Here is a 21,041-nt window from a genome sequence, read left to right on the forward strand (position 1 = left end):
TTTTTTTGAATAAAGAAAATAGACTATAGAGAGAACCTGATGATGTACAATTATCAGGTTTTTTTATGATTTATATTTTCAATTCTATTATAGAGTAAACTATTTATCCTTCAACCACTCAAACAATCTTTTGGCATCTTCTGGCTTAAATAATTGTGTACCTTCGTTCATCGTTGCAGCAGACCCGCAAGCTACTCCCCAACGAATGACTTCTTGTAAACTTTTATTTTGCGACAATGCCCAAGTAATTCCTCCCACCATACTATCTCCAGCACCTACAGTACTTTTTTTAACTACATTGGGAGCTGGTACATATTCATACAGATCTTTAGTAACCAAAACAGCACCTTGTGGACCGAGTGAAACCACCACTATTTCGGCGCCACCTTTTTCAATAATTTGTTTTGCCGCCTGATTAACTTCCTCCATTTCGAGTTTTTCGACTCCAATTAATTTTGCTAGTTCTCCTACGTTTGGTTTTATCAGATAAGCTCCTACTTCTAAGATTTTAGCCAGTGCCTCTCCAGAAGTATCTACGATGAGTTTCGAGTTATTTTTCTTCGCAATTTGCGCGACTTTCTGATAAAAATCTGTTGACAATCCTTCGTTCAAACTTCCACTAGCTACCAGAAATTTGGTTTCCACCTTTTCAATTATTGCTAATATTGTTTTTACTTCTGCGTCGTCAATTTTACCACCTGAGAATCCAAAACGATATTGCAAATTAGTATGATCGTCTACTGCCACAAAGCTTTCTCTTGTCCAATTTTGAACTGAAATTGCTTGAGAGAAAATGTTTTCTTTGGCAATTAAATCTTCCAATAATTGCCCTGTTGCTCCACCCGAAGTGTAAACCGCTACTGATGTACCGCCTAAACGCGCAATTGCTTTAGATACATTGATTCCACCTCCACCAGCATCAAATCTAGGCTCAGCACATCTAATCTTCTGCTCTGCTACTAATCCTTTAAAATGAGTACTTTTATCCAAAGCGGGATTTACTGTAAGGGTGACAATATCAACTAAGTTCATGTTTGTTGTTTTAATAATTTAAAGGTGCAAAAAAATACCCAATAACCATAAATTTTATAGGGGGTATTTCTTTGTATATTTGCAATCTAAATTTTAGATATAATTATTTTAGTAATTGAAGTGTAAACTTCACTCCTTATAGAAGCCATGATAGAAGATAAAAACCCACAACGTACTAGTATAGCTCAATTGGGCGAATTTGGATTGATTGAACATTTGACAAAAAATTTCGGAATCAATCAACCCTCTACACTTAAAGGAATTGGCGATGATGCTGCAGTTTTAGATTTTAAAGACAAAAAAGTAGTGGTTTCTACAGACCTTATGATTGAAGGGGTTCATTTTGACTTAGCATATATGCCTTTAAAACATTTAGGATATAAAGCGGTGGTAACGAATGTTTCTGACATTTGCGCCATGAATGCTAAAGCTACCCAAATCACAGTTTCAATCGCGGTATCCAATCGTTTTCCGCTAGAGGCTTTGGAAGAATTATTTGCCGGAATCACCCATGCCGCAAATGAATACAAGGTTGATGTTATTGGTGGAGACACTACCTCTTCTCAAAAAGGACTAATTATTAGTATTACCGTTTTAGGTGAAGCAGATGCAGAAGAAATTGTATACAGAGATGGTGCAAAATCAACCGATTTATTAGTTGTTACAGGGGATATTGGAGCTGCATACATGGGACTACAAGTTTTAGAAAGAGAAAAACAAGTCTTTCAGGTGAATCCAAATGCGCAACCTGATTTAGATGCTTATACTTATTTGATTGAACGCCAATTAAAACCAGAGGCTCGCAAAGATGTTCGCACTTTATTGCACGCTTTAGAAGTAAAACCAACATCAATGATTGATATTTCAGATGGTTTATCTTCTGAGATTATTCATTTATGTAAACAATCCAAAGTGGGCTGTAATCTATACGAAGACAAATTGCCTTTAGATCCTCAATTTATCAATGTTTGTGAAGAATTTGATATTGACAGTACGACAGTAGCGATCAATGGAGGTGAAGATTATGAATTGCTTTTTACTATTCCAATTGAAGATTTCGATAAGATTAAAGGAAATCCAAACTTCTCAATTATTGGACACATGACAGAAGAAAATGAAGGCATCCACCTTGTAACTCGTGCCAATACCAAAATAGCATTGAAAGCTAGGGGCTGGAATGCTTTAAGTGAATAAACGCTACTTATAAATACCATAAAACCGCAAATTCAAGAAATATTCTTTGAATTTGCGGTTTTTTTATACCTTCATACACTTTAATTTGTGTCTAAAACAACAATCCCTTGCTTTTTGCTGCTTTTACAAGATCCGCATCTGAATCACTTAAGACATTTAGCAACTCCTTTAAATTAGCCCTTCGCACTTCAATGGCATTTATTGAAATTGGAACAAATTGCGGAAGGTCTTTTAGTTTTGTCCCTTTAGACATATGAAATAAAATTTGCTTATCGAATAAATCAACTTCAATTGTATTGTCGTGAGCTTCTAACATCTCTAAGATTGACTTGCTGTAATAAATTTGATTTTTTATTACTTTATCAAAAGCAAAAAGTAATTCATCAAAAGTCAAATCATTTTTTATAACCAACCCTCTTGGGTTTATACTACTAATTAATGTTTTCAGCTTTAAAAACTCTGTAAACATCGTCAACATAATGATTTTACAATCGGGCATGTATTCGATAATCAACTTAGCCAAATCTTCACCAGAGAAAAGGTTTTTTTCTTCAAAAGAAGGCATACTGATATCTAAAAAAGCAATATCAAAATTATGTTCCGGATTTGTTATAACATGAAAAGCAGATTCGCAATCTTTGGCTTCAGCAATAATAAACTCAAATTGATTGGGCTCATATCTAGTAATTGCATTTTTATATCCTTGAATAATAAAAGGATGATCGTCAACAATTAAAATATTTTTTTTGGTTTTAGAAACTGATTCAATATTCATCTCTATGTGGGTATTTGTTTTTGTTCTATAGGTATTATTACAGTTATTTTTGTCCCTTCTCCATTTTTGGATTTCACATTAAACTCTCCTTTGCATTCTTTAGCTCTAGATGTCATATTTTGCAATCCAATTCCTTTTTTCTTTAAATTAACGTTAAACCCCATTCCGTCATCTTGAATTGATAAATTAATATTCTCATTTACCTTTCTTATTTCGACAGTAATTGAGTTTGCATTAGCATATTTATTACAATTTTGCAATGATTCTTGAATGATTCGAAATAGATTAATTTTTATCCCATTAGGCATTATATCCCAATTTATAGAACTATCAATATTCGAAATTAATTTAGATGGAAAGGTTTTTCTCTGTTCTTCAAATAAATTATCAACAATCGCTACGAAGTTATTAATTAATTCTGATTTTTCCCTATTCAAATCGTGTGAAATTTCACGAATATCTTGTTCAATATTTTTTAACTCTACAATATAACTTTTTCTTTGCGAAACAGCTAAATCATCATTATAGCTATTCAACCCTTCTAAATTCATTCTAACACCAAACATTCTTCCTAAAACACCATCGTGTAGTTCTTGCGCTACTCTCTTTTTCTCTTCAACCCTACTCGTTTCTATCGTATTTTGTTGAGTAATTATCAAATTATAAATATCTTCGTTTGCTTGCTGCTGACGCTGCTTGTATTGAAGCTCTCTGTTTTTAGTTTTATGAGATTTTACTATATAGATAAACAGACCTATAATAATAAAGAAACTAAAAACATAAACTAAATTTCTATTTTTAGATTCCAAGTCTGTATATTCTCCTTTGATCACATCTGTTTCGAATTGAATACGAGAAAATTTTTCACCTACTTTACGTTCTTCCCTCTGTAATTCATCATTAAGAGTGATGTATTCCTTAGAGTATTTTCCAGCATTTTTCGGATCAATAATGGCAATATGTTTCAATGCCGCCAAAATTTCACGTGACGAATTGATTTTTCTCGCAGCAGCAAGTGCTTCAATAGCAAATTTCAAAGACCGCACTTTATCCTTTTTAAAATTATAATACTCTGAAAGATGTATTTTGTTTAATGGAATCTCTGATTTAAAATTAAAGCTATCTCTAATATTTAAAGATTTATAAAACAGTTCAGGTAAACCATCTTGATCATTTAGTTTAAATTTGGAATATCCTAAATTGTCTAACAATAAAGCATAAATATTAGAATCCTGATTATCTATATTTTGCTGTTCTATACCCTTGGTAAAATAATCTTTAGCTATATCATATTTTTTCAAATTCACATACACTAATCCAAGGTTTAAATAGGAAATCGCCATAGTTTGACTTTTTCCAATTATTTCCGTTTCAGCAAGGGTTTTTAGCGCCTTATTATGATAAATAATTGCATTATCGAACTCTCTCAATCCATTATACACCATTCCTAATGTATTATAGGCGTCATAATGAATTTCTTTAACAATTAAATTTTTGTCGTCTTTAAGCAATCTAAGCACCTTAAAAACTTCTTTTTCACTACTGATAAAATCACCAACTCTAAACAATAAATCTGACTTATTTATTAGTGTTTTAGCCAATTCATATTTGTCATTATGTCTATCATAAATTTTTTCCGCCTTATAATAAAATAAGAAAGAAGAATCTGAAACTGCTTTTATCCGATAATAATCTCCTAAATAGCCATAGGCTTTTGCGAGACTAACTGTATCCGCAACTTTTTCCGAATTTTCTAAAACTAAATTAACAGTTTTACAATATTCTTTCATTGAATTAGTATTATAATACCTATTTGCTATTTTAAAAAGATTTATTCGATTTAAAGAGTCATTTTCTTGGCTGGTTACAATATTATTAGCCTTATTAATATATTCAAATCTTTTCTCAATAGGTAAATTAAAATCATTCGCTAATGTGAAATAAATAGTCAAACTATCATTGGTTACTCCAATTATTTTATCATTTGATTTTTTGGGTGTACACCCAAAAAAAACAAATGATAACCAAAAAATTAAATTTCTAGCAATAGTCTTCAATAGTATTTTCAATTTTACCAAAAATACTAATTTTAAATTAGTGGCATAAAAAAAGGCTGTCAAAATTGACAGCCTTTTAATTATTTTTAATTTGACTAAATATTAATCAGTTTTGATTTGTCTGCTTCCACCTACATTATAATCAGTTTTGATTTGTCTGCTTCCGCCTACGTTATCAGTAAAGTCAGTTTTGATTTGTCTGCTTCCGCCTACATTATAATCAGTTTTAATTTGTCTGCTTCCGCCTACATTATAATCAGTTTTAATCTGTCTGCTTCCGCCTACATTATCAGTTGGAGTTGTAAAAGATGTTAATACCATTACTAAAGTGAATAGTCCGAAGGTTACGATTGAGTTTTTCATAATTTGGGGTTTTATGTGTTTATATTGTTTTACTTATTTAAATGACTGGCGTTTATCGCTTTATCATGTTGTAAAACTACACAGAGAACCCCCAATTTGCCCTATAATAAACAGTACTTATGGTAGATGTACGTCGTTTGGTAGTGAATGGCACTCAAATCTGGGTAAGTGGATGGATTTTAGATTTCCAGGTAATTTCCACTTGAAATTTCAGCTATAATTATATCTACATTCCCCTTATAAGATTTAGAGAACGGTAGTTTGATAGCGGTATTTTTAATATAACAGACAGAGTTACCTGTATGTATTCTTGAAATACAACTACTATTTACAATATAACTATTATGAATACGAACAAAAGGATATGAAAGAACCCCTTCAAAATGCTTTAAGGTTTTGAAAGCGGTAATCATTTCTCCATTATTCAAATGAATATCTGTAGAATTATTATCTGCTTGAAAATAGGCAATATCCCTTGTGTCTATATATCTATAGTCACCATATGACTTAATACACAAAATAAGTGGTTCTATAATTGAAGAGGTTTCAGGTTTAGCAACCTTTGGGACAATATCGGTTTTGGGCTCAACCTTAGACGATGAAGGTATTGACTGATCGTTTGTTTTTGACTTTTCAATTTTTAACAATGATTTCATCATATCAATGCGAGTAACTGGCTTGATAAAATAATCTGCTACTTCATATTGAATAGCTTCAAAAGCTAGCTCCTTTTTAGAAGTAGTAACTATAATCTTAGGGACGACATTTAAGTATCTGTATAATTCACTTATAAGCGCCAATGATAAATTACTTTTTTTATTAGCAGGCTCAATTTCAAGAAAAATCAGTTTCGGCTTGTGTTCCAGTATTAAATTAAGCCCTTCATCATAATCACTAGCAATACCCAAATAAGAAAGCTCCGAAAAACCATCGGCGATAGCTTTCGTCTCTAGAGCATTTTCTTGATTGTCATCAATAATAATGTATGAATAGTTCATTAATGGTATTTCCTAATTGGTTAGGTATAGCTATTCCTTTCGAAGTATATAAAACACTTCAACCACTAATCAAAACGTTAAGAGGGGTAGTTTTGGGAAAACTAAATAAAATGTTGCTTTTTTTACTAAAAACTGACATCTTAACAAGCTAAAATAAACATTTAACTTATTTTTTTAATTAATTACCAAAAGAAATCGATGAAGTGTTAATACTAATTGATAAAGGGTAAATAAATCCGTTCAAGAACAAAAACCTCTCTTTTATTCAACTATAATTTTACAATCATTTCTTACACAAGACTCTAAAAAGCAAAAAAAACTCTCCGTTATGGAGAGCTTTTTGCCGTAAATTTTGAAAATAATTACATTTTCATTAACCAGTTTTTCATTGACACTTCATTTTCAATGATTGATTTTAAATCGGATATCGCTACACGATCTTGTTTCATTGTATCTCTATGACGAATAGTTACTGTTTGATCTTCAATAGTTTGATGATCAACCGTAATACAAAAAGGAGTCCCTAAAGCATCCTGCCTTCTATATCGACGACCTACGGCATCTTTTTCGTCATAAGCCACGTTAAAATCCCATTTCAAGTCAGCTATAATTTGATGTGCTATTTTCGGTAATCCATCTTTTTTAACTAAAGGTAAAACAGCAGCTTTCGTTGGTGCCAAAACTGATGGAAGTTTTAAAACAGTTCTAGAGGAACCGTCTTCTAAAACTTCTTCTTGCAACGAAGTAGCAAAAACAGCCAAGAACATTCTATCTAATCCTAATGAAGTTTCTACTACATAAGGCACATAGTTTTTATTCAATTCGGCATCAAAATACTGTAATTTTCTACCCGAATGTTGCTCGTGTGCTTTTAAATCAAAGTCAGTACGAGAGTGAATTCCTTCTAGCTCTTTGAAACCAAATGGGAAATTAAACTCAATATCTGCCGCAGCATTAGCGTAATGTGCTAATTTTTCGTGATCGTGAAAACGGTAATTTGCTTTACCCAATCCTAATGACAAATGCCATTTTAAACGGGCTTCTTTCCAGAATTCATAATGCTTCATTTCTTCGCCTGGACGTACAAAAAATTGCATTTCCATTTGTTCAAACTCACGCATACGGAAGATGAATTGTCTCGCAACAATTTCATTTCTAAAAGCCTTACCGGTTTGTGCAATACCAAAAGGAATTTTCATTCTTCCAGATTTTTGCACATTCAAGAAATTCACAAAAATTCCTTGAGCTGTTTCGGGACGTAAATACAAATCCATTGCGGAATCTGCAGAAGCACCTAATTTGGTGCCAAACATCAAGTTAAACTGACGTACTTCAGTCCAATTTCTAGAACCCGAATCTGGACAAGCAATTTCTAATTCTTCGATTAGCGCCTTTACATCTGCTAAATCTTCATTTCCTAAAGAACGAGCCATGCGCTCCAAGATTTGTCTTTCTTTAGCTTTATATTCAACCACTCTAGCGTTTGTAGTAACAAATTCTTGTTCGTTGAAAGCCTCTCCAAAACGAGTTCTTGCTTTCTCGATTTCTTTGATTGCTTTTTGATTTAGCTTTTCGGCATAATCTTCAATCAAAACATCGGCTCTATATCGTTTTTTGGAATCTTTATTATCAATTAATGGATCATTAAAAGCATCTACGTGGCCTGAGGCTTTCCAAGTGGTTGGATGCATTAATATTGCGGCATCAAGCCCCACAATATTGTCATTCATTTGAACCATGGATTTCCACCAGTATTCACGGATGTTCTTTTTCAATTCAACACCATTCTGTGCGTAATCATATACTGCACTTAAACCATCGTAAACTTCGCTTGACGGAAAAATAAATCCGTACTCTTTTGCGTGCGAAACTACATTCTTAAAAATATCTTCTTGTTTAGCCATAATGCAAAAATATAAAAAGTGTAGTTAAAAAAAAGAAAATTGTTAAAGATTGAACGCCTGATTTTCCTATTTTTATAAATAAATACTTCCATACATGTTAAAACAGATCTTAAATTTATTCTTTCCGCCAATTTGTACGGGTTGTAAGACATTACTTTTAGCAAATGAATATATTATTTGTACCAATTGCAGGCATGAAATCCCACTAACTAACCATCATCTTTTGAAAGAAAATGAAGCTTTTAAAAAATTTTATGGTCGAATAGACATTGAACATGCTTCAGCCTTATTCTATTTTCATAAAAAAGGAATTGTACAAGAGTTAATTCATAATTTAAAATACCGTGGACATCAGGAAATAGGCACTTTAATTGGAGAGTGGTATATTGAAGATTTAAAAAAAATAAAATCCTTACAAACGGCTTATGCCGTTATTCCTGTACCACTACATCCAAAAAAATATAAAACTAGAGGTTATAATCAAGTTAGCAAATTTGCCCAAACATTATCAATAGGATTAAATATTTATTATGAAGATCAAATATTGATTCGGACAAAACACACCAAAACACAATCTAAGAAAAACCTTCTAGGAAGAACAGAGAATATTGAAAGTCTATTTGACGTGAAATTTTCCGAAAAAGATCGTCGAAAGCATTTCATTCTTATTGACGACATCATCACAACTGGAGCCACTCTTGAAGCCTGCTGCAGAGCCTTGCAAAAAATTCCAGAAGTCAGAATTAGTATTATTTGTATGGCAATGGCACAATCATAAAAATAATTTAAACCAAAATCGACTCCCTAAAATACCTTTGATAGTAAATTATAACAAAATAGGGTTTTCTATTCCAAAGTTAAATGTTTAAATTTGGATAAATATTATTATAAATCTTTAAATAAAAATAAAATGGCTTTTGAATTACCACAATTACCGTATGCGTATGACGCCTTAGAACCACATATTGACGCTAGAACAATGGAAATCCACCATTCTAAGCATCATAATGCTTACACTACCAATCTTAATGCAGCTACAACTGGAACAGATATGGAAGGGAAAACTATTGAAAACATCCTTATTAATCTTGATATGAGCAATGGAGCTGTTCGTAACAATGGTGGTGGATTTTACAACCATAACTTGTTTTGGACAGTAATGACTCCAAACGGGGGTGGACTTCCAACAGGAGATTTACTAGCTGCTATCGAAACTGCTTTTGGTTCTTTTGAAGAGTTCAAAGCAAAATTCAGCAAAGCTGGAGCAACTCAATTTGGCTCAGGATGGGCATGGTTATGTGTTCATGAAGGAGGTAAATTAGACGTTTGCGGAACTCCTAATCAGGACAACCCATTAATGCCAGGTATTGGTTGTGGTGGAACTCCAATCTTAGGAATGGATGTTTGGGAACATGCTTACTACTTAAACTACCAAAACAGAAGACCTGATTATATTGAAGCTTTCTTCAGTGTAATTAACTGGGTTGAAGTTTCTAGAAGATATGCTTCTGAGAAATAATAAAAAAAGGTATAAAGTAGCGTTTGAAAAAACTAACATTCTATACCTTTTAAAATGAAAAAGTCGGATGAACATCTAGTTCATCCGACTTTTTTTATGCTATATTTTTGTTATTCAATTGCTACAGTATCACCTGAACCTCAATTTATTCCAATAAAAAAGGTGGAATTGCTTCCACCCTTTTTGCCCCAAATCTACCATAAACTTAACCTACTAATATTATGGTGAGTCAAATTTAGAACAGTTCACCATTTAAAACAAAAAATTCAGATGAACAACTCATAAAGCCGATTAATTACCTAATATGCTCTTGCATCTTTTCCTTCATAAAAATTCATAAAAGCTCTATTTACCACTCTATTACCTCCAGGTGTAGGATAATCGCCTGTAAAATACCAGTCTCCTAAATTTTTAGGACAAGCGACATGTAGATCCTCAACCGTTTGGAATATAATTTTAACCTCAGCCTTAATCTCTGAAGAGCTTAACATCTCTGCTATTTTATCCGAAACCTCTTGAGGAGCAAACGGTTCATATATAGCAGTTACGTAATTCACAACATCAATATCTTTAAAATTTTCTTGTGATTTACATTTTGCATATACCTCATCAACGATGTGATACATATTTCTTTCTTTTAAAAGTTCTAGTGCCGCTTTAAAAGCTACCAGTCCTTCTAATTTAGCCATATCAATTCCATAACAATCAGGAAAACGAATTTGTGGCGCAGAAGAAACAATTACGATTCGTTTAGGCCCCAATCGATCCATCATTTTGATAATACTCTTTTTAAGAGTAGTTCCTCTTACAATACTATCATCAATGATAACTAAGTTATCCGTTGGTTTTATTACACCGTAAGTAACATCATATACATGCGCAACTAAATCATCACGGCTACTATCCTCAGTAATAAAGGTTCTTAGCTTAGCGTCTTTAATAGCTACTTTCTCTGTACGTATTTTAACTTCTAAAAGTTCTTTTAAACTATCTTCGGTTAGTGTATGACGGTTTTCTAAAATGTAGTCATTTTTTCTTTGATTCAAGAAATCTTGAGCCGCTTCTACCAATCCATAAAAGGAAGTTTCGGCTGTATTTGGAATATAAGAAAAAACAGTATTATCCGTATCTTGATCTATTGAATCTAAAACTGCTGGCAAAATTAATTTTCCAAGCGTTTTTCTTTCTTGATAAATTTCAGCATCACTTCCTCTAGAGAAATAAATTCGTTCAAAAGAACATGATTTTTTTACAGTAGGCGTCAAAATCTCTTTCATAGAAACCGTCCCGTCTTTCTTGATAATCAAGGCACTTCCTGGATCAATTTCTTGAACTTTTTCAAAAGGAATATTGAATACCGTTTGAATCACAGGTCTTTCAGAAGCTACTACTACTACTTCATCATCTTGGTAATAGTAAGCGGGTCTAATTCCTGCTGGGTCTCTAAATACAAATGCATCACCATGTCCTAAAAGTCCAGCCATAGCATATCCACCATCTAAATTTTTTGCAGAACGAGCTAAAATTTTAGCAACATCTAATCTTTCTGCAATTACAGGAGAAGCTTCTTGTTTTGAATACCCTTCGGCTTTACAGTCTTGGTACAATTGCATTACTTCTTTATCTAAAAAGTGACCAATTTTCTCCATTATGGTAACCGTATCCGCCATTTCTTTTGGATGTTGTCCTAACTCAACCAAATTTTCGAAAAGCTCTTTTACATTGGTCATGTTAAAGTTCCCCGCCAAAATAAGATTGCGATGCATCCAGTTACTTTGTCTCAAAAATGGATGAACACTTTCGATACTATTTTTCCCAAAAGTACCATAACGAACGTGACCTAAAAACAATTCGCCTATATAAGGAATATTTGCTTTTTGTGCCGCTACATCATCTGCATACTCAGGATGGTTTGCCATTTCCTCATTGATCCTTTCGTTAATCTGAGCAAAAACATCTTGTATCGGTTGCGATTGATTGGAGCGAACTCTACTGATGTATCTTTCACCAGGTTCTACATCCAATTTAATACTAGCAAACCCAGCTCCATCTTGTCCGCGATTGTGCTGTTTCTCCATCATAAGATACATTTTTTGTATCCCGTAAAATGCAGACCCGTATTTTTCCTTATAGAATTCAAGCGGTTTAAGTAGTCTAACTAATGCTATTCCACACTCGTGTTTTAATGCGTCGCTCATTGCAGTATTATTTGTAGTATTATTATTTAAAAAAACCTTATGTAAAACAAAAAAGCCCCTTTTTAGGGACTTTAAAGTATTATAATTCTATATCAAACTGTGTCAATGACTTAAATTGCTTCAATCTCGACACTACTTCATCCTTATCTAAACCAACCATTCTTTCTGTTCCAAATTTCTCCACACAAAATGAAGCTAAATTAGAACCGTAAATAATAGCATTTTTCATATTCTCAAAAGATACATTTTCACTTTGCGTAATGTATCCAGTAAATCCACCTGCAAAAGTATCTCCTGCACCTGTTGGATCAAAAACTTCCTCTAATGGTAATGCTGGCGCAAAGAAAACCTCTTTGTCATGAAACAATAAAGCGCCATGTTCTCCTTTTTTAATCACCACATATTGAGGTCCCATTGCTTGAATTTTAGCAGCAGCTTTTACTAATGAATACTCACCAGAAAGCTGTCTAGCCTCTTCATCATTGATAGTGATCACGTCTACTCTCTTTATCACTTCTAATAATTCAGGTAAAGCGCAGTCCATCCAGAAATTCATAGTATCTAAAACTATTAATTTAGGTTTTGCTGTCAATTGATCTAAAACTCCACTTTGCACTAATGGATGTAAGTTTCCTAACATCACTACATCGGAATTTTTATAATTTTCAGGAACTTTTGGCTGAAAATCTGCTAAGACATTTAATTGCGTATCTAAAGTGTCTCTAGAGTTCAAATCATTGTGGTAGCGACCACTCCAAAAGAATGTTTTCCCACCCTTAACCACTTCAAGTCCAGAAATATCAATATTTCTCGCTGTTAATAAATCTAAATATTCTTGTGGAAAATCATCTCCAACCACAGAGACGATAGCTGATTGTAAATCAAAAAAAGCAGCAGACAGACCTATATAAGTTCCAGCTCCTCCTAATATTTTATCAGTTTTACCAAAAGGAGTTTCAATGGCGTCGAAAGCGACTGTCCCAACAATCAATAATTTGTTCATTTTGCAAATTTTGAATTAAAGTGCAAAGATAAACTTTAGTTTAGAAGTTTTAAAGTTTATAAGTTTAAAGTTTTTATAAAAGTTTTGCTTCTTCTTTCTCATAAAAGGCATCGACGGAAAGAGGCTTGCTTTGTGAAGCCATCACGGCCAATTCATCGCATCTTTCGTTTTGAGGATGATTATTATGTCCCTTAACCCACTTAAAATCAACCTGGTGTTTTCTATAAATAACCAGAAAACGCTTCCATAAGTCAGGATTTTTTTTTCCAACATAGCCTTTTTTCTCCCATCCAAACACCCATCTTTTCACAACAGAATCAATAACATATTTGGAATCCGAAACAACCAAAACCTTTGTATTAGGGTTTTTCAACTTCTCCAAACCTACGATTACCCCCAACAATTCCATTCGGTTATTAGTAGTGTGACGAAAACCCTCAAAGAACTCCTTCTTATAAGGTGTCCCTGCTTTTTCCATCACAACACCATAACCTCCATTTCCAGGATTTCCTTTGGCTGCTCCGTCTGTATATATAAGAACTTCGTAGTTCATTTATTATTTTGTTTATGATTCTAATACTTGCGCAATAACTTCTGGGAAATATTTATATTCCAATTCATGAATTTTAGCCGCCACATCTTCAGCAGAATCAGCAGCAACAACTTCAAAGTTTTTCTGAAAAATCACACCACCTTCATCGTAGTTTTCATTTACATAATGAATTGTAATACCTGATTCCTTTTCCTTATTTTCCACAACTGCTCTGTGAACATGCATACCATACATTCCTTTACCTCCATATTTAGGAAGCAATGCAGGATGTATATTAATGACTTTATTAGGATATTCAGCTATAATATTTTCGGGGAATTTCAATAAAAAACCTGCTAAAACAATTAAATCGGGTTGAAGAAAATTAATTTTTTGTAAAAATTCACCTTCAAATAGTTCGATTTTAGAAAAAACTTGAGCTTTAATGTTATATTTTTTTACACGCTCAATAACCCCTGCATTAGGGTTATTTGTAAACACTCCAACTACCTTCACATTTCCATTAGAATTGAAATATTTTATAATATTTTCAGCATTAGAGCCCGAACCTGAAGCAAAAATCACAATTTTTCTCATTATTCATACAATTAATTAAAGCACAAAAAACGGAATAAAAAATGAAAACAAATAACTAAAGCACGTCTTTGTTTCAAATTATTTTATAAATTAGCTGACACATTTATTAACATATTGATTGTTTTAAAATAAAGTTTTTTATTTTTGCGATCAAATTAAATTCTAAAATTAAAGATTATGTCAGACATTGCATCAAGAGTAAAAGCGATTATCGTAGACAAATTAGGCGTTGACGAAAACGAAGTTGTAACAGAAGCAAGCTTCACTAATGATTTAGGAGCTGACTCGTTAGACACAGTTGAGCTTATTATGGAATTCGAAAAAGAATTTGATATCCAAATTCCAGACGATCAAGCAGAGAACATTGCTACTGTTGGTCAAGCTATTTCTTATATCGAAGAAGCTAAAAAATAATAAATTTTACACCCGTTTGCATATACATGTACACGGGTGTTTTATTATTTTAAAATTAGGTAATCCAGATTGAATTTCAATCAATAAAGATATACACAATAATTACTCACTGCTTTTTTGTAATATTACAGTAAAAAAAGAGTGGGTTTTGTTTGTTTAAAGACACTAAAACATAAAGTTATGGAATTAAGGCGAGTTGTTGTTACAGGTTTGGGTGCTCTTACTCCTATAGGAAATACCGTTGAAGAGTTTTGGAATTCACTCATTAATGGGGTTAGCGGTGCTGCTCCTATCACTTATTTTGATGCTTCAAAATTTAAAACCAAATTTGCATGTGAGTTGAAAAACTTTAATGTAGAAGATTTTATTGACCGTAAAGAGGCTAGAAAAATGGACCGTTACGCACAATATGCTGTTGTTTCATCAGAGGAAGCAATGAAGGATGCTAACTTTGATATGGACAAAATCGACAAAGACCGCGCTGGAGTAATCTGGGGATCAGGAATTGGTGGATTAGAAACTTTTCAAATCGAAGTATTAAACTTTGCTGCTGGTGATGGTACTCCAAAATTCAACCCATTCTTTATCCCAAAAATGATTGGCGATATTGCTTGTGGTCATATTTCAATCAAATATGGTTTTAGAGGACCTAACTTCGGTACTGTTTCTGCTTGTGCTTCTTCCACTAATGCTATCATTGATGCTTTCAACTACATTCGTTTGGGACATGCAGATATTATGGTAACTGGAGGATCTGAAGCAGCTGTAACTATTGCAGGTATGGGAGGTTTTAATGCCATGCACGCTTTATCAACTAGAAATGATGATCCAAAAACCGCTTCAAGGCCAATGGATAAAGACAGAGATGGATTTATTTTAGGTGAAGGAGCTGGAGCTTTGATCTTAGAAGAATACGAACATGCTATTGCTCGTGGCGCAACTATCTATTGTGAAGTAGGTGGTGGTGGAATGTCTGCAGATGCACATCATATTACAGCACCACACCCAGAAGGCATAGGGGCTAGAAACGTAATGTTAAACTGTTTGAGAGATGCAGGTTTAAAACCAACTGATGTTGACGGTGTTAATATGCACGGAACTTCAACTCCTCTTGGAGATTTAGCCGAGTCTAAAGCTATCTTACAAGTATTTGGAGATCATGCTTATACCATGAACTTAAATTCAACCAAATCAATGACTGGTCACCTACTAGGTGCTGCCGGAGCTATTGAAACCATATCAACAATTCTTTCTATGAAATACGGAATTGTACCTCCAACTATTAATCATTTTACAGATGATGAAAATATTGATCCAAAATTAAATTTCACTTTTAATACTCCTCAAAAAAGAGATATGAAAGTGGTAATGAGCAACACTTTTGGTTTTGGTGGACACAATGCTTGTGTTTTGATGAAAAAATTAGAATTGTAATTGTACTTATGAGTATATTCAAAAAAATATTTACAAAATCCCGTCGTTCTAACGAAGACGGGATTTTTTTTGATGCCATCGAAAAAATATTAGGATTTACACCTAAAAACATTGAACATTATCAAAAAGCGTTCACGCATCGTTCGGTCAACAAAGTAACTCCAAACGGAAATCCGATTAACTATGAACGATTAGAGTTCTTGGGTGACGCTATGTTAAGTGCTGTAATTGCTGGACATTTATTCAACAAAGCTCCTTTGGGAGACGAAGGATACCTAACTAAAATGCGCTCAAAAATAGTTAGTAGAGAACATCTGAACGAATTAGGTAAAGATTTGAATTTAATTAAGTTTGTTCAAAGTAAAGTACCCATCAACCATTTTGGCGAAAATATCCATGGAAATATTTTCGAATCATTGATTGGAGCTATATATCTAGACAAAGGATATGTTTACTGTGAGAAATTTATTCAAAAAAGAGTTATCATACCCTATGTTGATATTTCACGATTAGAAGGGAAAGTAATCAGCTACAAAAGCTTAGTAATTGAATGGTGTCAGAAAGAAAAGAAAATTTTTCACTATGATATATTTGAAGATAATGGAATAGATGGACAACGACTTTTTGGAGTAAAATTAAGCATTGACGACAAGGTGATAGCCAAAGCCAGAGCCACCTCAAAAAAGAAGGCCGAGGAAAAAGCTTCTCAACGTGCCTACTTCGCTTTTCAAACTCAAATAGACAAAAAGTAGGAAAAACAAACCAAAACTACAACGTTTGCGTTTGGAATTTAAAGAAATCATTGCAATATCAGTACTTATACTTAGATAGAAATGCTATATTTACATCTTGATTTAGAATCACTATGGCTATTCATAAATTAGATATCGGTGAATTTGACGAAATAGATTATTATCTAATTGCGATACATACATCATTAGAAGATTATAGATTAGCCTATTTCATTAATCAAAAATTGCCTATCAATTTAGGCAAAAGTAAAGATGAAGTTCATATAAAGATAAAAGGAGGAGAGACACAGTTCTCTAGATTTTATTATGATGATACTGAGAATAGTGTTGCATGGGATTTGATACAAAATACAAATGAAGTTTTTCAACAGAATCGAGAAACTACAAATAATTTGTTTTCAGATTCAACTATTGAAATGGCAACCAAAGTCTATTTACTTCCTGAATTGAAAAAGGTAGATTATTTTTTAAAAATCGAAAACTCAAATGATACTATTGATGTATCCAAAATAAAACAAATATTAAATACAATTGATGAAATTTCCACGGCCTATGCTGTAGAAACTGATCAAATAAAATCAAAAAACAATTTAATTTTCTAACAACAATGAGTACAAACAAAAAAACCAAAATTGTAGCCACACTTGGACCGGCTTGTAGCACAAGAGAGATTATCAAAGATATGATTGATGCTGGGGTAAATGTCTTCAGAATTAATTTTTCTCATGCTGATTATGAAGGTGTAAAAGAAAAAATAAACATAATCAGAAGTCTTAATGAAGAGTTTGGTTATTCAACTGCAATTTTAGGAGATCTACAAGGACCTAAACTTCGCGTAGGAATTATGGAAGACGGCATAGTAGTAAACGATGGTGATTTAATCACTTTCACTACTGCTGAAGAAGTTATAGGAACTGCAAGTAGAGTTTTTATGAAATATAAAAATTTCCCTAATGATGTAAATGAAGGAGAAAGAATATTACTTGATGACGGTAAATTAATTTTTGAAATTGTTTCAACAGACAAGAAAACAGAAGTTGTTGCTAAAGTTATACAAGGTGGAGAATTGAAATCTAAAAAAGGGGTTAACCTTCCTAATACTAAAATTTCACTTCCTGCATTGACAGAAAAAGATATTGCTGATGCTATTTTTGCAATTGGTCAAAAAGTGGATTGGATCGCGCTTTCTTTTGTGAAAACGCCACAAGATTTAAAAGACTTGCAAGATTTAATTGCTGAACATTCAGATGTTAAGATTCCGATTATTGCTAAAATCGAGATGCCAGAAGCACTTGAAAACATGGACAAAATTGTAGCTTACTGTGATGCCTTAATGGTAGCGCGTGGAGACCTAGGAGTTGAACTTCCTGCTCATGAGGTACCATTAGTACAAAAAGACTTAATCCGTAGAGCTAAAATGGCTCGTATTCCTGTAATTGTAGCAACACAAATGATGGAAACAATGATCACAAGTTTAACTCCTACAAGAGCTGAAGTAAATGACGTTGCTAACTCTGTAATGGATGGTGCTGATGCAGTAATGCTTTCTGGAGAAACTGCTGCTGGAAATTACCCAGTACAAGTTATTCAAAAAATGACACAAATCATTGAAGCAGTAGAGAACTCTCCACTAATTCAAGTTCCACAAAACACTGCACAAATTAGAACAAAACGTTTTATTACTAAAACGATTTGTCGTCAGGCGGCTCTTATTGCTAATACTATTGGCGCTAAAGCAATTTGCACAATGACAAACAGTGGCTACACTGCTTTCCAAGTTTCTGCTTGGAGACCAAATGCTCACATTTTAGTATTTACTCCTAACAAAAGAATCTTAACTCAATTGAGTTTATTGTGGGGAGTTAGAACATTCTTCTATGATAAAGATAATAGTACTGATGATACCGTTACTGATGTAAACAACATCGTAAAAGCATCTGGTCTTGTTGAAACTGGAGATTTCTTAATCAACCTTGCAGCAATGCCAATCAAAGAAAAAGGTATGGTTAATACTTTAAGAGTTTCTGAAATAGAATAAATCTTAGCTTGAACTAAATCTAAAAATCCGTCTTGTAATTGAACAAGACGGATTTTTTATTTGTAGAAAATTTCCGAAAATTGTATTTAATAAAAAGCTTACTAATGCCTTGAACTTTCAAAGAGTAAACTCCCCTCGGTAAAACCCTAGTAGACTGTGCTTTTTTCTGATTACTGATAGAAAGTTGGCTATATTGCAATGGCAAATAGGAATGTGTACGAAGTCGAGAGACTTCGCAGAACAGACTTAATTAAAAAATATTTGCAAGAGTTTTATTTAATAAAAAGCTCACTAATACCTTGAACCTTCAAAGAGTACACTCCTTTTGGCAAAGCACTAACATCAATTTTCCCATTAGTTCCATTAACGACAGTTTCCAAAGCAACTTTACTTTGCATGTCTATGATTTGTATTTTACCTAAATTATTTTCTCCAAAAGAAACATTCAAGTACTCGCCTTGAACAGGAATTGGGTAAAGCGAAAGATTTTGAGTAGAGACTTTGTGGCAAAAAACGCCTAAAGTTGCGGAGGCTCCAAAACCTACTTTTATACCAACATCGCTTACCTTATAAGGCACTCTGACTCCACCAGCTCCAAATTCTTCAGCTCCTGCGTCAAAAAGTGAAGGTCGAATTCCATCCAAAATATCTTTTGTTAGAAAACTATAAGTTCCTATTCCAGCATCAATTGCAGTACTCCCTAATGGTATTCTATAAAAATCAGTATCGCTAGCCAAAAGTCCTGAAGAAACAGTTTGATTACTTGTCAGATTACCATTCAGGGTCCAAGTGCCGGATTGTTTAATATTTCCTGTAAAGGTATAAGGAGAAGAAGAGTCTGCCGCTATAATTTCTTCAACTGCTTTCTTAGTAGAAGTAGGCATTAAAAACAGATTATTAGCAGCAACCATGTTTAATGCCGGTAACGTATTAGAACCACCCCCAAGTCTAATACCATAATCTCCATTTACAAATGTATTATTAGTAATCATTATATTTTTCACTTGGTAATAACCACTTAGATTTGCACCACCTACTGAAGTAGAAATTCCGCCAATTAAATTAATCCCACCCAAATTAGAAGAAGTTCCTCCGCCAGCAGCAGTTGATTTGATCGAATTTACATTTTCTATATAATTATTATATATCTTATGATTTTCGCCTAATACTCTAATTCCTCCAGAAAATAATTGGTTATTGGCTAAGAAATAATTGCCATAGACTTCACAATTATTGCCATGTCTAAGGGTCAAAGAACCGCTATAATTACTAAAAGTATTGTTATAGTATTTGTTGTTACAGCTTTTATTCGAAATTACTTCAATTTCCCCAAACCAATTACTGAACAAATTATCATAAACTTCGGTAAACGAATCATATAGCGAAGTACTACTATTCCCTATACGGATGGCATCTTGATCATTATATTGATCTACATAATTCCCTACAAATGTTCTATCGGCAAAATAATTGTGATGAATTTTGGTGTAATTTGGCGCATTAACATCTCTATTGTCATTAATAGTGCTACCTATTCCATTTTTCCCTATAAATGAGCAATAACTTATTTCGTTATATTGTCCATAAAGCAAAATCCATTTATAGACAAGGGTAGTAGTGGCAGACTGAGCAGTTGTACCGTTATAGGCATCTATTTTAACATTTGTGACAGTACAATTACTACAGGTATTGGAACTGGCGTCTCTAAATTTGATAACAGGTTCAATAGTAATACTAGTGGCAACCAAATTAGATGGGTTTCTAAAAACAACTCCCTGAAATGTAATGTAAGCACCACCCATTGCGACTCTAGAGTTTCCTTCAAAAAATACTTGACCTGGGGTTTGTGCTTTAATTATTATGGGTTTCGCAGCTGTTCCAGTTTTATTAATATTAATATAGGTATCAGACCAAACACCGTCAGCCAGAATAATTATTGCTCCTGCACTCGCAGTTGAAATCGCAGTTGTCAGTTCCGTTTTTGTACTTACCAACTGGGCATTAGCTGATAATGAAAGTAACAAGATAAAAAAATGTAGTACCAGTAGTAGTATTCTTTTCACTTTTGTAAATTTTTAAGAGTATGATTTATTTTATTAAGCAAACCTATTAAATAAAATAGGATAGATTGCAAAAAAGGCCTTAAATTGGTTAACCAATTGTGTTTTTAAACAAAAAACCTTACAGAATAATAAGTCTTTTATCTAACAACACTGTCCATCCCGCCAAAT

Annotated in this window: 19 protein-coding genes; 8 read left to right on the plus strand and 11 right to left on the minus strand. The window is 33.1% G+C overall.

The window, feature by feature from the left end; genetic code table 11:
- Nucleotides 1–99 precede the first annotated feature (99 nt).
- Nucleotides 100–1,032 carry a 1-phosphofructokinase family hexose kinase gene (locus tag ABZP37_RS02690; RefSeq protein ID WP_366185402.1) on the minus strand — a complete coding sequence of 311 codons (933 nt, stop codon included), beginning with the start codon at nucleotides 1,030–1,032 and terminating at the stop codon, nucleotides 100–102.
- A 147-nt stretch (nucleotides 1,033–1,179) separates the two neighbouring features.
- On the opposite strand from ABZP37_RS02690, the gene thiL reads away from it, so the two are divergent.
- Nucleotides 1,180–2,226, plus strand: a complete 1,047-nt coding sequence (gene thiL / locus ABZP37_RS02695) for a thiamine-phosphate kinase (protein ID WP_366185403.1) — start codon at nucleotides 1,180–1,182, stop codon at nucleotides 2,224–2,226.
- A gap of 91 nt (nucleotides 2,227–2,317) precedes the next feature.
- On the opposite strand, the gene ABZP37_RS02700 is transcribed toward thiL, so the two are convergent.
- The 5 genes from ABZP37_RS02700 to ABZP37_RS02720 all read right to left on the minus strand — a co-directional run bounded on the left by ABZP37_RS02700 (nucleotide 2,318) and on the right by ABZP37_RS02720 (nucleotide 8,323).
- Nucleotides 2,318–3,001 (minus strand): response regulator transcription factor, encoded by a 684-nt coding sequence (locus ABZP37_RS02700; RefSeq protein WP_366185405.1) that lies wholly within the window; start codon nucleotides 2,999–3,001, stop codon nucleotides 2,318–2,320.
- A gap of 2 nt (nucleotides 3,002–3,003) precedes the next feature.
- On the minus strand, nucleotides 3,004–5,121 hold the full coding sequence (locus ABZP37_RS02705) for an ATP-binding protein (RefSeq protein WP_366185407.1): 2,118 nt from the start codon (nucleotides 5,119–5,121) through the stop codon (nucleotides 3,004–3,006).
- Between the two features lie 39 nt (nucleotides 5,122–5,160).
- Nucleotides 5,161–5,421 (minus strand): hypothetical protein, encoded by a 261-nt coding sequence (locus tag ABZP37_RS02710; RefSeq protein WP_366185409.1) that lies wholly within the window; start codon nucleotides 5,419–5,421, stop codon nucleotides 5,161–5,163.
- 179 nt (nucleotides 5,422–5,600) lie between these two features.
- The gene (locus ABZP37_RS02715) at nucleotides 5,601–6,419 is read right to left on the minus strand and encodes a LytTR family DNA-binding domain-containing protein (protein ID WP_366185410.1); all 819 of its coding nucleotides are present in this window, start codon (nucleotides 6,417–6,419) and stop codon (nucleotides 5,601–5,603) included.
- A gap of 362 nt (nucleotides 6,420–6,781) precedes the next feature.
- Nucleotides 6,782–8,323, minus strand: a complete 1,542-nt coding sequence (locus ABZP37_RS02720; RefSeq protein ID WP_366185412.1) for a glycine--tRNA ligase — start codon at nucleotides 8,321–8,323, stop codon at nucleotides 6,782–6,784.
- Nucleotides 8,324–8,417: 94 nt separating this feature from the next.
- Between ABZP37_RS02720 and ABZP37_RS02725 the strand changes: the two genes are divergently transcribed.
- Complete coding sequence (locus ABZP37_RS02725) at nucleotides 8,418–9,101, plus strand: ComF family protein (protein ID WP_366185414.1); 684 nt, start codon at nucleotides 8,418–8,420, stop codon at nucleotides 9,099–9,101.
- A 132-nt stretch (nucleotides 9,102–9,233) separates the two neighbouring features.
- Nucleotides 9,234–9,842 carry a superoxide dismutase gene (locus tag ABZP37_RS02730; RefSeq protein WP_366185416.1) on the plus strand — a complete coding sequence of 203 codons (609 nt, stop codon included), beginning with the start codon at nucleotides 9,234–9,236 and terminating at the stop codon, nucleotides 9,840–9,842.
- Between the two features lie 299 nt (nucleotides 9,843–10,141).
- Here ABZP37_RS02730 and ABZP37_RS02735 read toward each other — a convergent pair whose 3' ends face one another.
- The 4 genes from ABZP37_RS02735 to purN form a co-directional block, all read right to left on the minus strand.
- Nucleotides 10,142–12,040 carry an amidophosphoribosyltransferase gene (locus ABZP37_RS02735; protein ID WP_366185418.1) on the minus strand — a complete coding sequence of 633 codons (1,899 nt, stop codon included), beginning with the start codon at nucleotides 12,038–12,040 and terminating at the stop codon, nucleotides 10,142–10,144.
- Nucleotides 12,041–12,119: 79 nt separating this feature from the next.
- Entirely contained in the window at nucleotides 12,120–13,043 is a 924-nt protein-coding gene (locus ABZP37_RS02740; protein WP_366185420.1) for a PfkB family carbohydrate kinase, read from the minus strand.
- 73 nt (nucleotides 13,044–13,116) lie between these two features.
- Entirely contained in the window at nucleotides 13,117–13,596 is a 480-nt protein-coding gene (gene rnhA / locus ABZP37_RS02745; RefSeq protein WP_366185422.1) for a ribonuclease HI, read from the minus strand.
- 12 nt (nucleotides 13,597–13,608) lie between these two features.
- Entirely contained in the window at nucleotides 13,609–14,172 is a 564-nt protein-coding gene (gene purN, locus ABZP37_RS02750; protein ID WP_366185424.1) for a phosphoribosylglycinamide formyltransferase, read from the minus strand.
- 177 nt (nucleotides 14,173–14,349) lie between these two features.
- On the opposite strand from purN, the gene ABZP37_RS02755 reads away from it, so the two are divergent.
- The 5 genes from ABZP37_RS02755 to pyk all read left to right on the plus strand — a co-directional run bounded on the left by ABZP37_RS02755 (nucleotide 14,350) and on the right by pyk (nucleotide 18,810).
- Nucleotides 14,350–14,586 carry an acyl carrier protein gene (locus ABZP37_RS02755; protein ID WP_007137004.1) on the plus strand — a complete coding sequence of 79 codons (237 nt, stop codon included), beginning with the start codon at nucleotides 14,350–14,352 and terminating at the stop codon, nucleotides 14,584–14,586.
- Nucleotides 14,587–14,766: 180 nt separating this feature from the next.
- Nucleotides 14,767–16,020 (plus strand): beta-ketoacyl-ACP synthase II, encoded by a 1,254-nt coding sequence (fabF, locus tag ABZP37_RS02760; RefSeq protein WP_366185426.1) that lies wholly within the window; start codon nucleotides 14,767–14,769, stop codon nucleotides 16,018–16,020.
- 8 nt (nucleotides 16,021–16,028) lie between these two features.
- The gene (gene rnc / locus ABZP37_RS02765; protein WP_366185428.1) at nucleotides 16,029–16,772 is read left to right on the plus strand and encodes a ribonuclease III; all 744 of its coding nucleotides are present in this window, start codon (nucleotides 16,029–16,031) and stop codon (nucleotides 16,770–16,772) included.
- Between the two features lie 113 nt (nucleotides 16,773–16,885).
- Nucleotides 16,886–17,374, plus strand: coding sequence for an IPExxxVDY family protein (locus ABZP37_RS02770; protein ID WP_366185430.1), 489 nt, complete (start codon nucleotides 16,886–16,888; stop codon nucleotides 17,372–17,374).
- Between the two features lie 5 nt (nucleotides 17,375–17,379).
- Entirely contained in the window at nucleotides 17,380–18,810 is a 1,431-nt protein-coding gene (gene pyk, locus ABZP37_RS02775; RefSeq protein WP_366185432.1) for a pyruvate kinase, read from the plus strand.
- Nucleotides 18,811–19,082: 272 nt separating this feature from the next.
- Here pyk and ABZP37_RS02780 read toward each other — a convergent pair whose 3' ends face one another.
- Nucleotides 19,083–20,873, minus strand: coding sequence for a chondroitinase-B domain-containing protein (locus ABZP37_RS02780; protein WP_366185434.1), 1,791 nt, complete (start codon nucleotides 20,871–20,873; stop codon nucleotides 19,083–19,085).
- Nucleotides 20,874–21,041 lie beyond the last annotated feature (168 nt).

Source organism: Flavobacterium ovatum (assembly GCF_040703125.1).
GTDB classification, from domain to species: Bacteria; Bacteroidota; Bacteroidia; order Flavobacteriales; family Flavobacteriaceae; genus Flavobacterium; species Flavobacterium ovatum.

What these genes read in the sequence shown, in the direction of transcription:
- ABZP37_RS02690 (WP_366185402.1), bottom strand. Translation starts at nt 1,032, where the DNA reads ATGAACTTAGTTGATATTGTCACCCTTACAGTAAATCCCGCTTTGGAT.
- thiL (WP_366185403.1), top strand. Translation starts at nt 1,180, where the DNA reads ATGATAGAAGATAAAAACCCACAACGTACTAGTATAGCTCAATTGGGC.
- ABZP37_RS02700 (WP_366185405.1), bottom strand. Translation starts at nt 3,001, where the DNA reads ATGAATATTGAATCAGTTTCTAAAACCAAAAAAAATATTTTAATTGTT.
- ABZP37_RS02710 (WP_366185409.1), bottom strand. Translation starts at nt 5,421, where the DNA reads ATGAAAAACTCAATCGTAACCTTCGGACTATTCACTTTAGTAATGGTA.
- ABZP37_RS02715 (WP_366185410.1), bottom strand. Translation starts at nt 6,419, where the DNA reads ATGAACTATTCATACATTATTATTGATGACAATCAAGAAAATGCTCTA.
- ABZP37_RS02720 (WP_366185412.1), bottom strand. Translation starts at nt 8,323, where the DNA reads ATGGCTAAACAAGAAGATATTTTTAAGAATGTAGTTTCGCACGCAAAA.
- ABZP37_RS02725 (WP_366185414.1), top strand. Translation starts at nt 8,418, where the DNA reads ATGTTAAAACAGATCTTAAATTTATTCTTTCCGCCAATTTGTACGGGT.
- ABZP37_RS02730 (WP_366185416.1), top strand. Translation starts at nt 9,234, where the DNA reads ATGGCTTTTGAATTACCACAATTACCGTATGCGTATGACGCCTTAGAA.
- ABZP37_RS02735 (WP_366185418.1), bottom strand. Translation starts at nt 12,040, where the DNA reads ATGAGCGACGCATTAAAACACGAGTGTGGAATAGCATTAGTTAGACTA.
- ABZP37_RS02740 (WP_366185420.1), bottom strand. Translation starts at nt 13,043, where the DNA reads ATGAACAAATTATTGATTGTTGGGACAGTCGCTTTCGACGCCATTGAA.
- rnhA (WP_366185422.1), bottom strand. Translation starts at nt 13,596, where the DNA reads ATGAACTACGAAGTTCTTATATATACAGACGGAGCAGCCAAAGGAAAT.
- purN (WP_366185424.1), bottom strand. Translation starts at nt 14,172, where the DNA reads ATGAGAAAAATTGTGATTTTTGCTTCAGGTTCGGGCTCTAATGCTGAA.
- ABZP37_RS02755 (WP_007137004.1), top strand. Translation starts at nt 14,350, where the DNA reads ATGTCAGACATTGCATCAAGAGTAAAAGCGATTATCGTAGACAAATTA.
- fabF (WP_366185426.1), top strand. Translation starts at nt 14,767, where the DNA reads ATGGAATTAAGGCGAGTTGTTGTTACAGGTTTGGGTGCTCTTACTCCT.
- rnc (WP_366185428.1), top strand. Translation starts at nt 16,029, where the DNA reads ATGAGTATATTCAAAAAAATATTTACAAAATCCCGTCGTTCTAACGAA.
- ABZP37_RS02770 (WP_366185430.1), top strand. Translation starts at nt 16,886, where the DNA reads ATGGCTATTCATAAATTAGATATCGGTGAATTTGACGAAATAGATTAT.
- pyk (WP_366185432.1), top strand. Translation starts at nt 17,380, where the DNA reads ATGAGTACAAACAAAAAAACCAAAATTGTAGCCACACTTGGACCGGCT.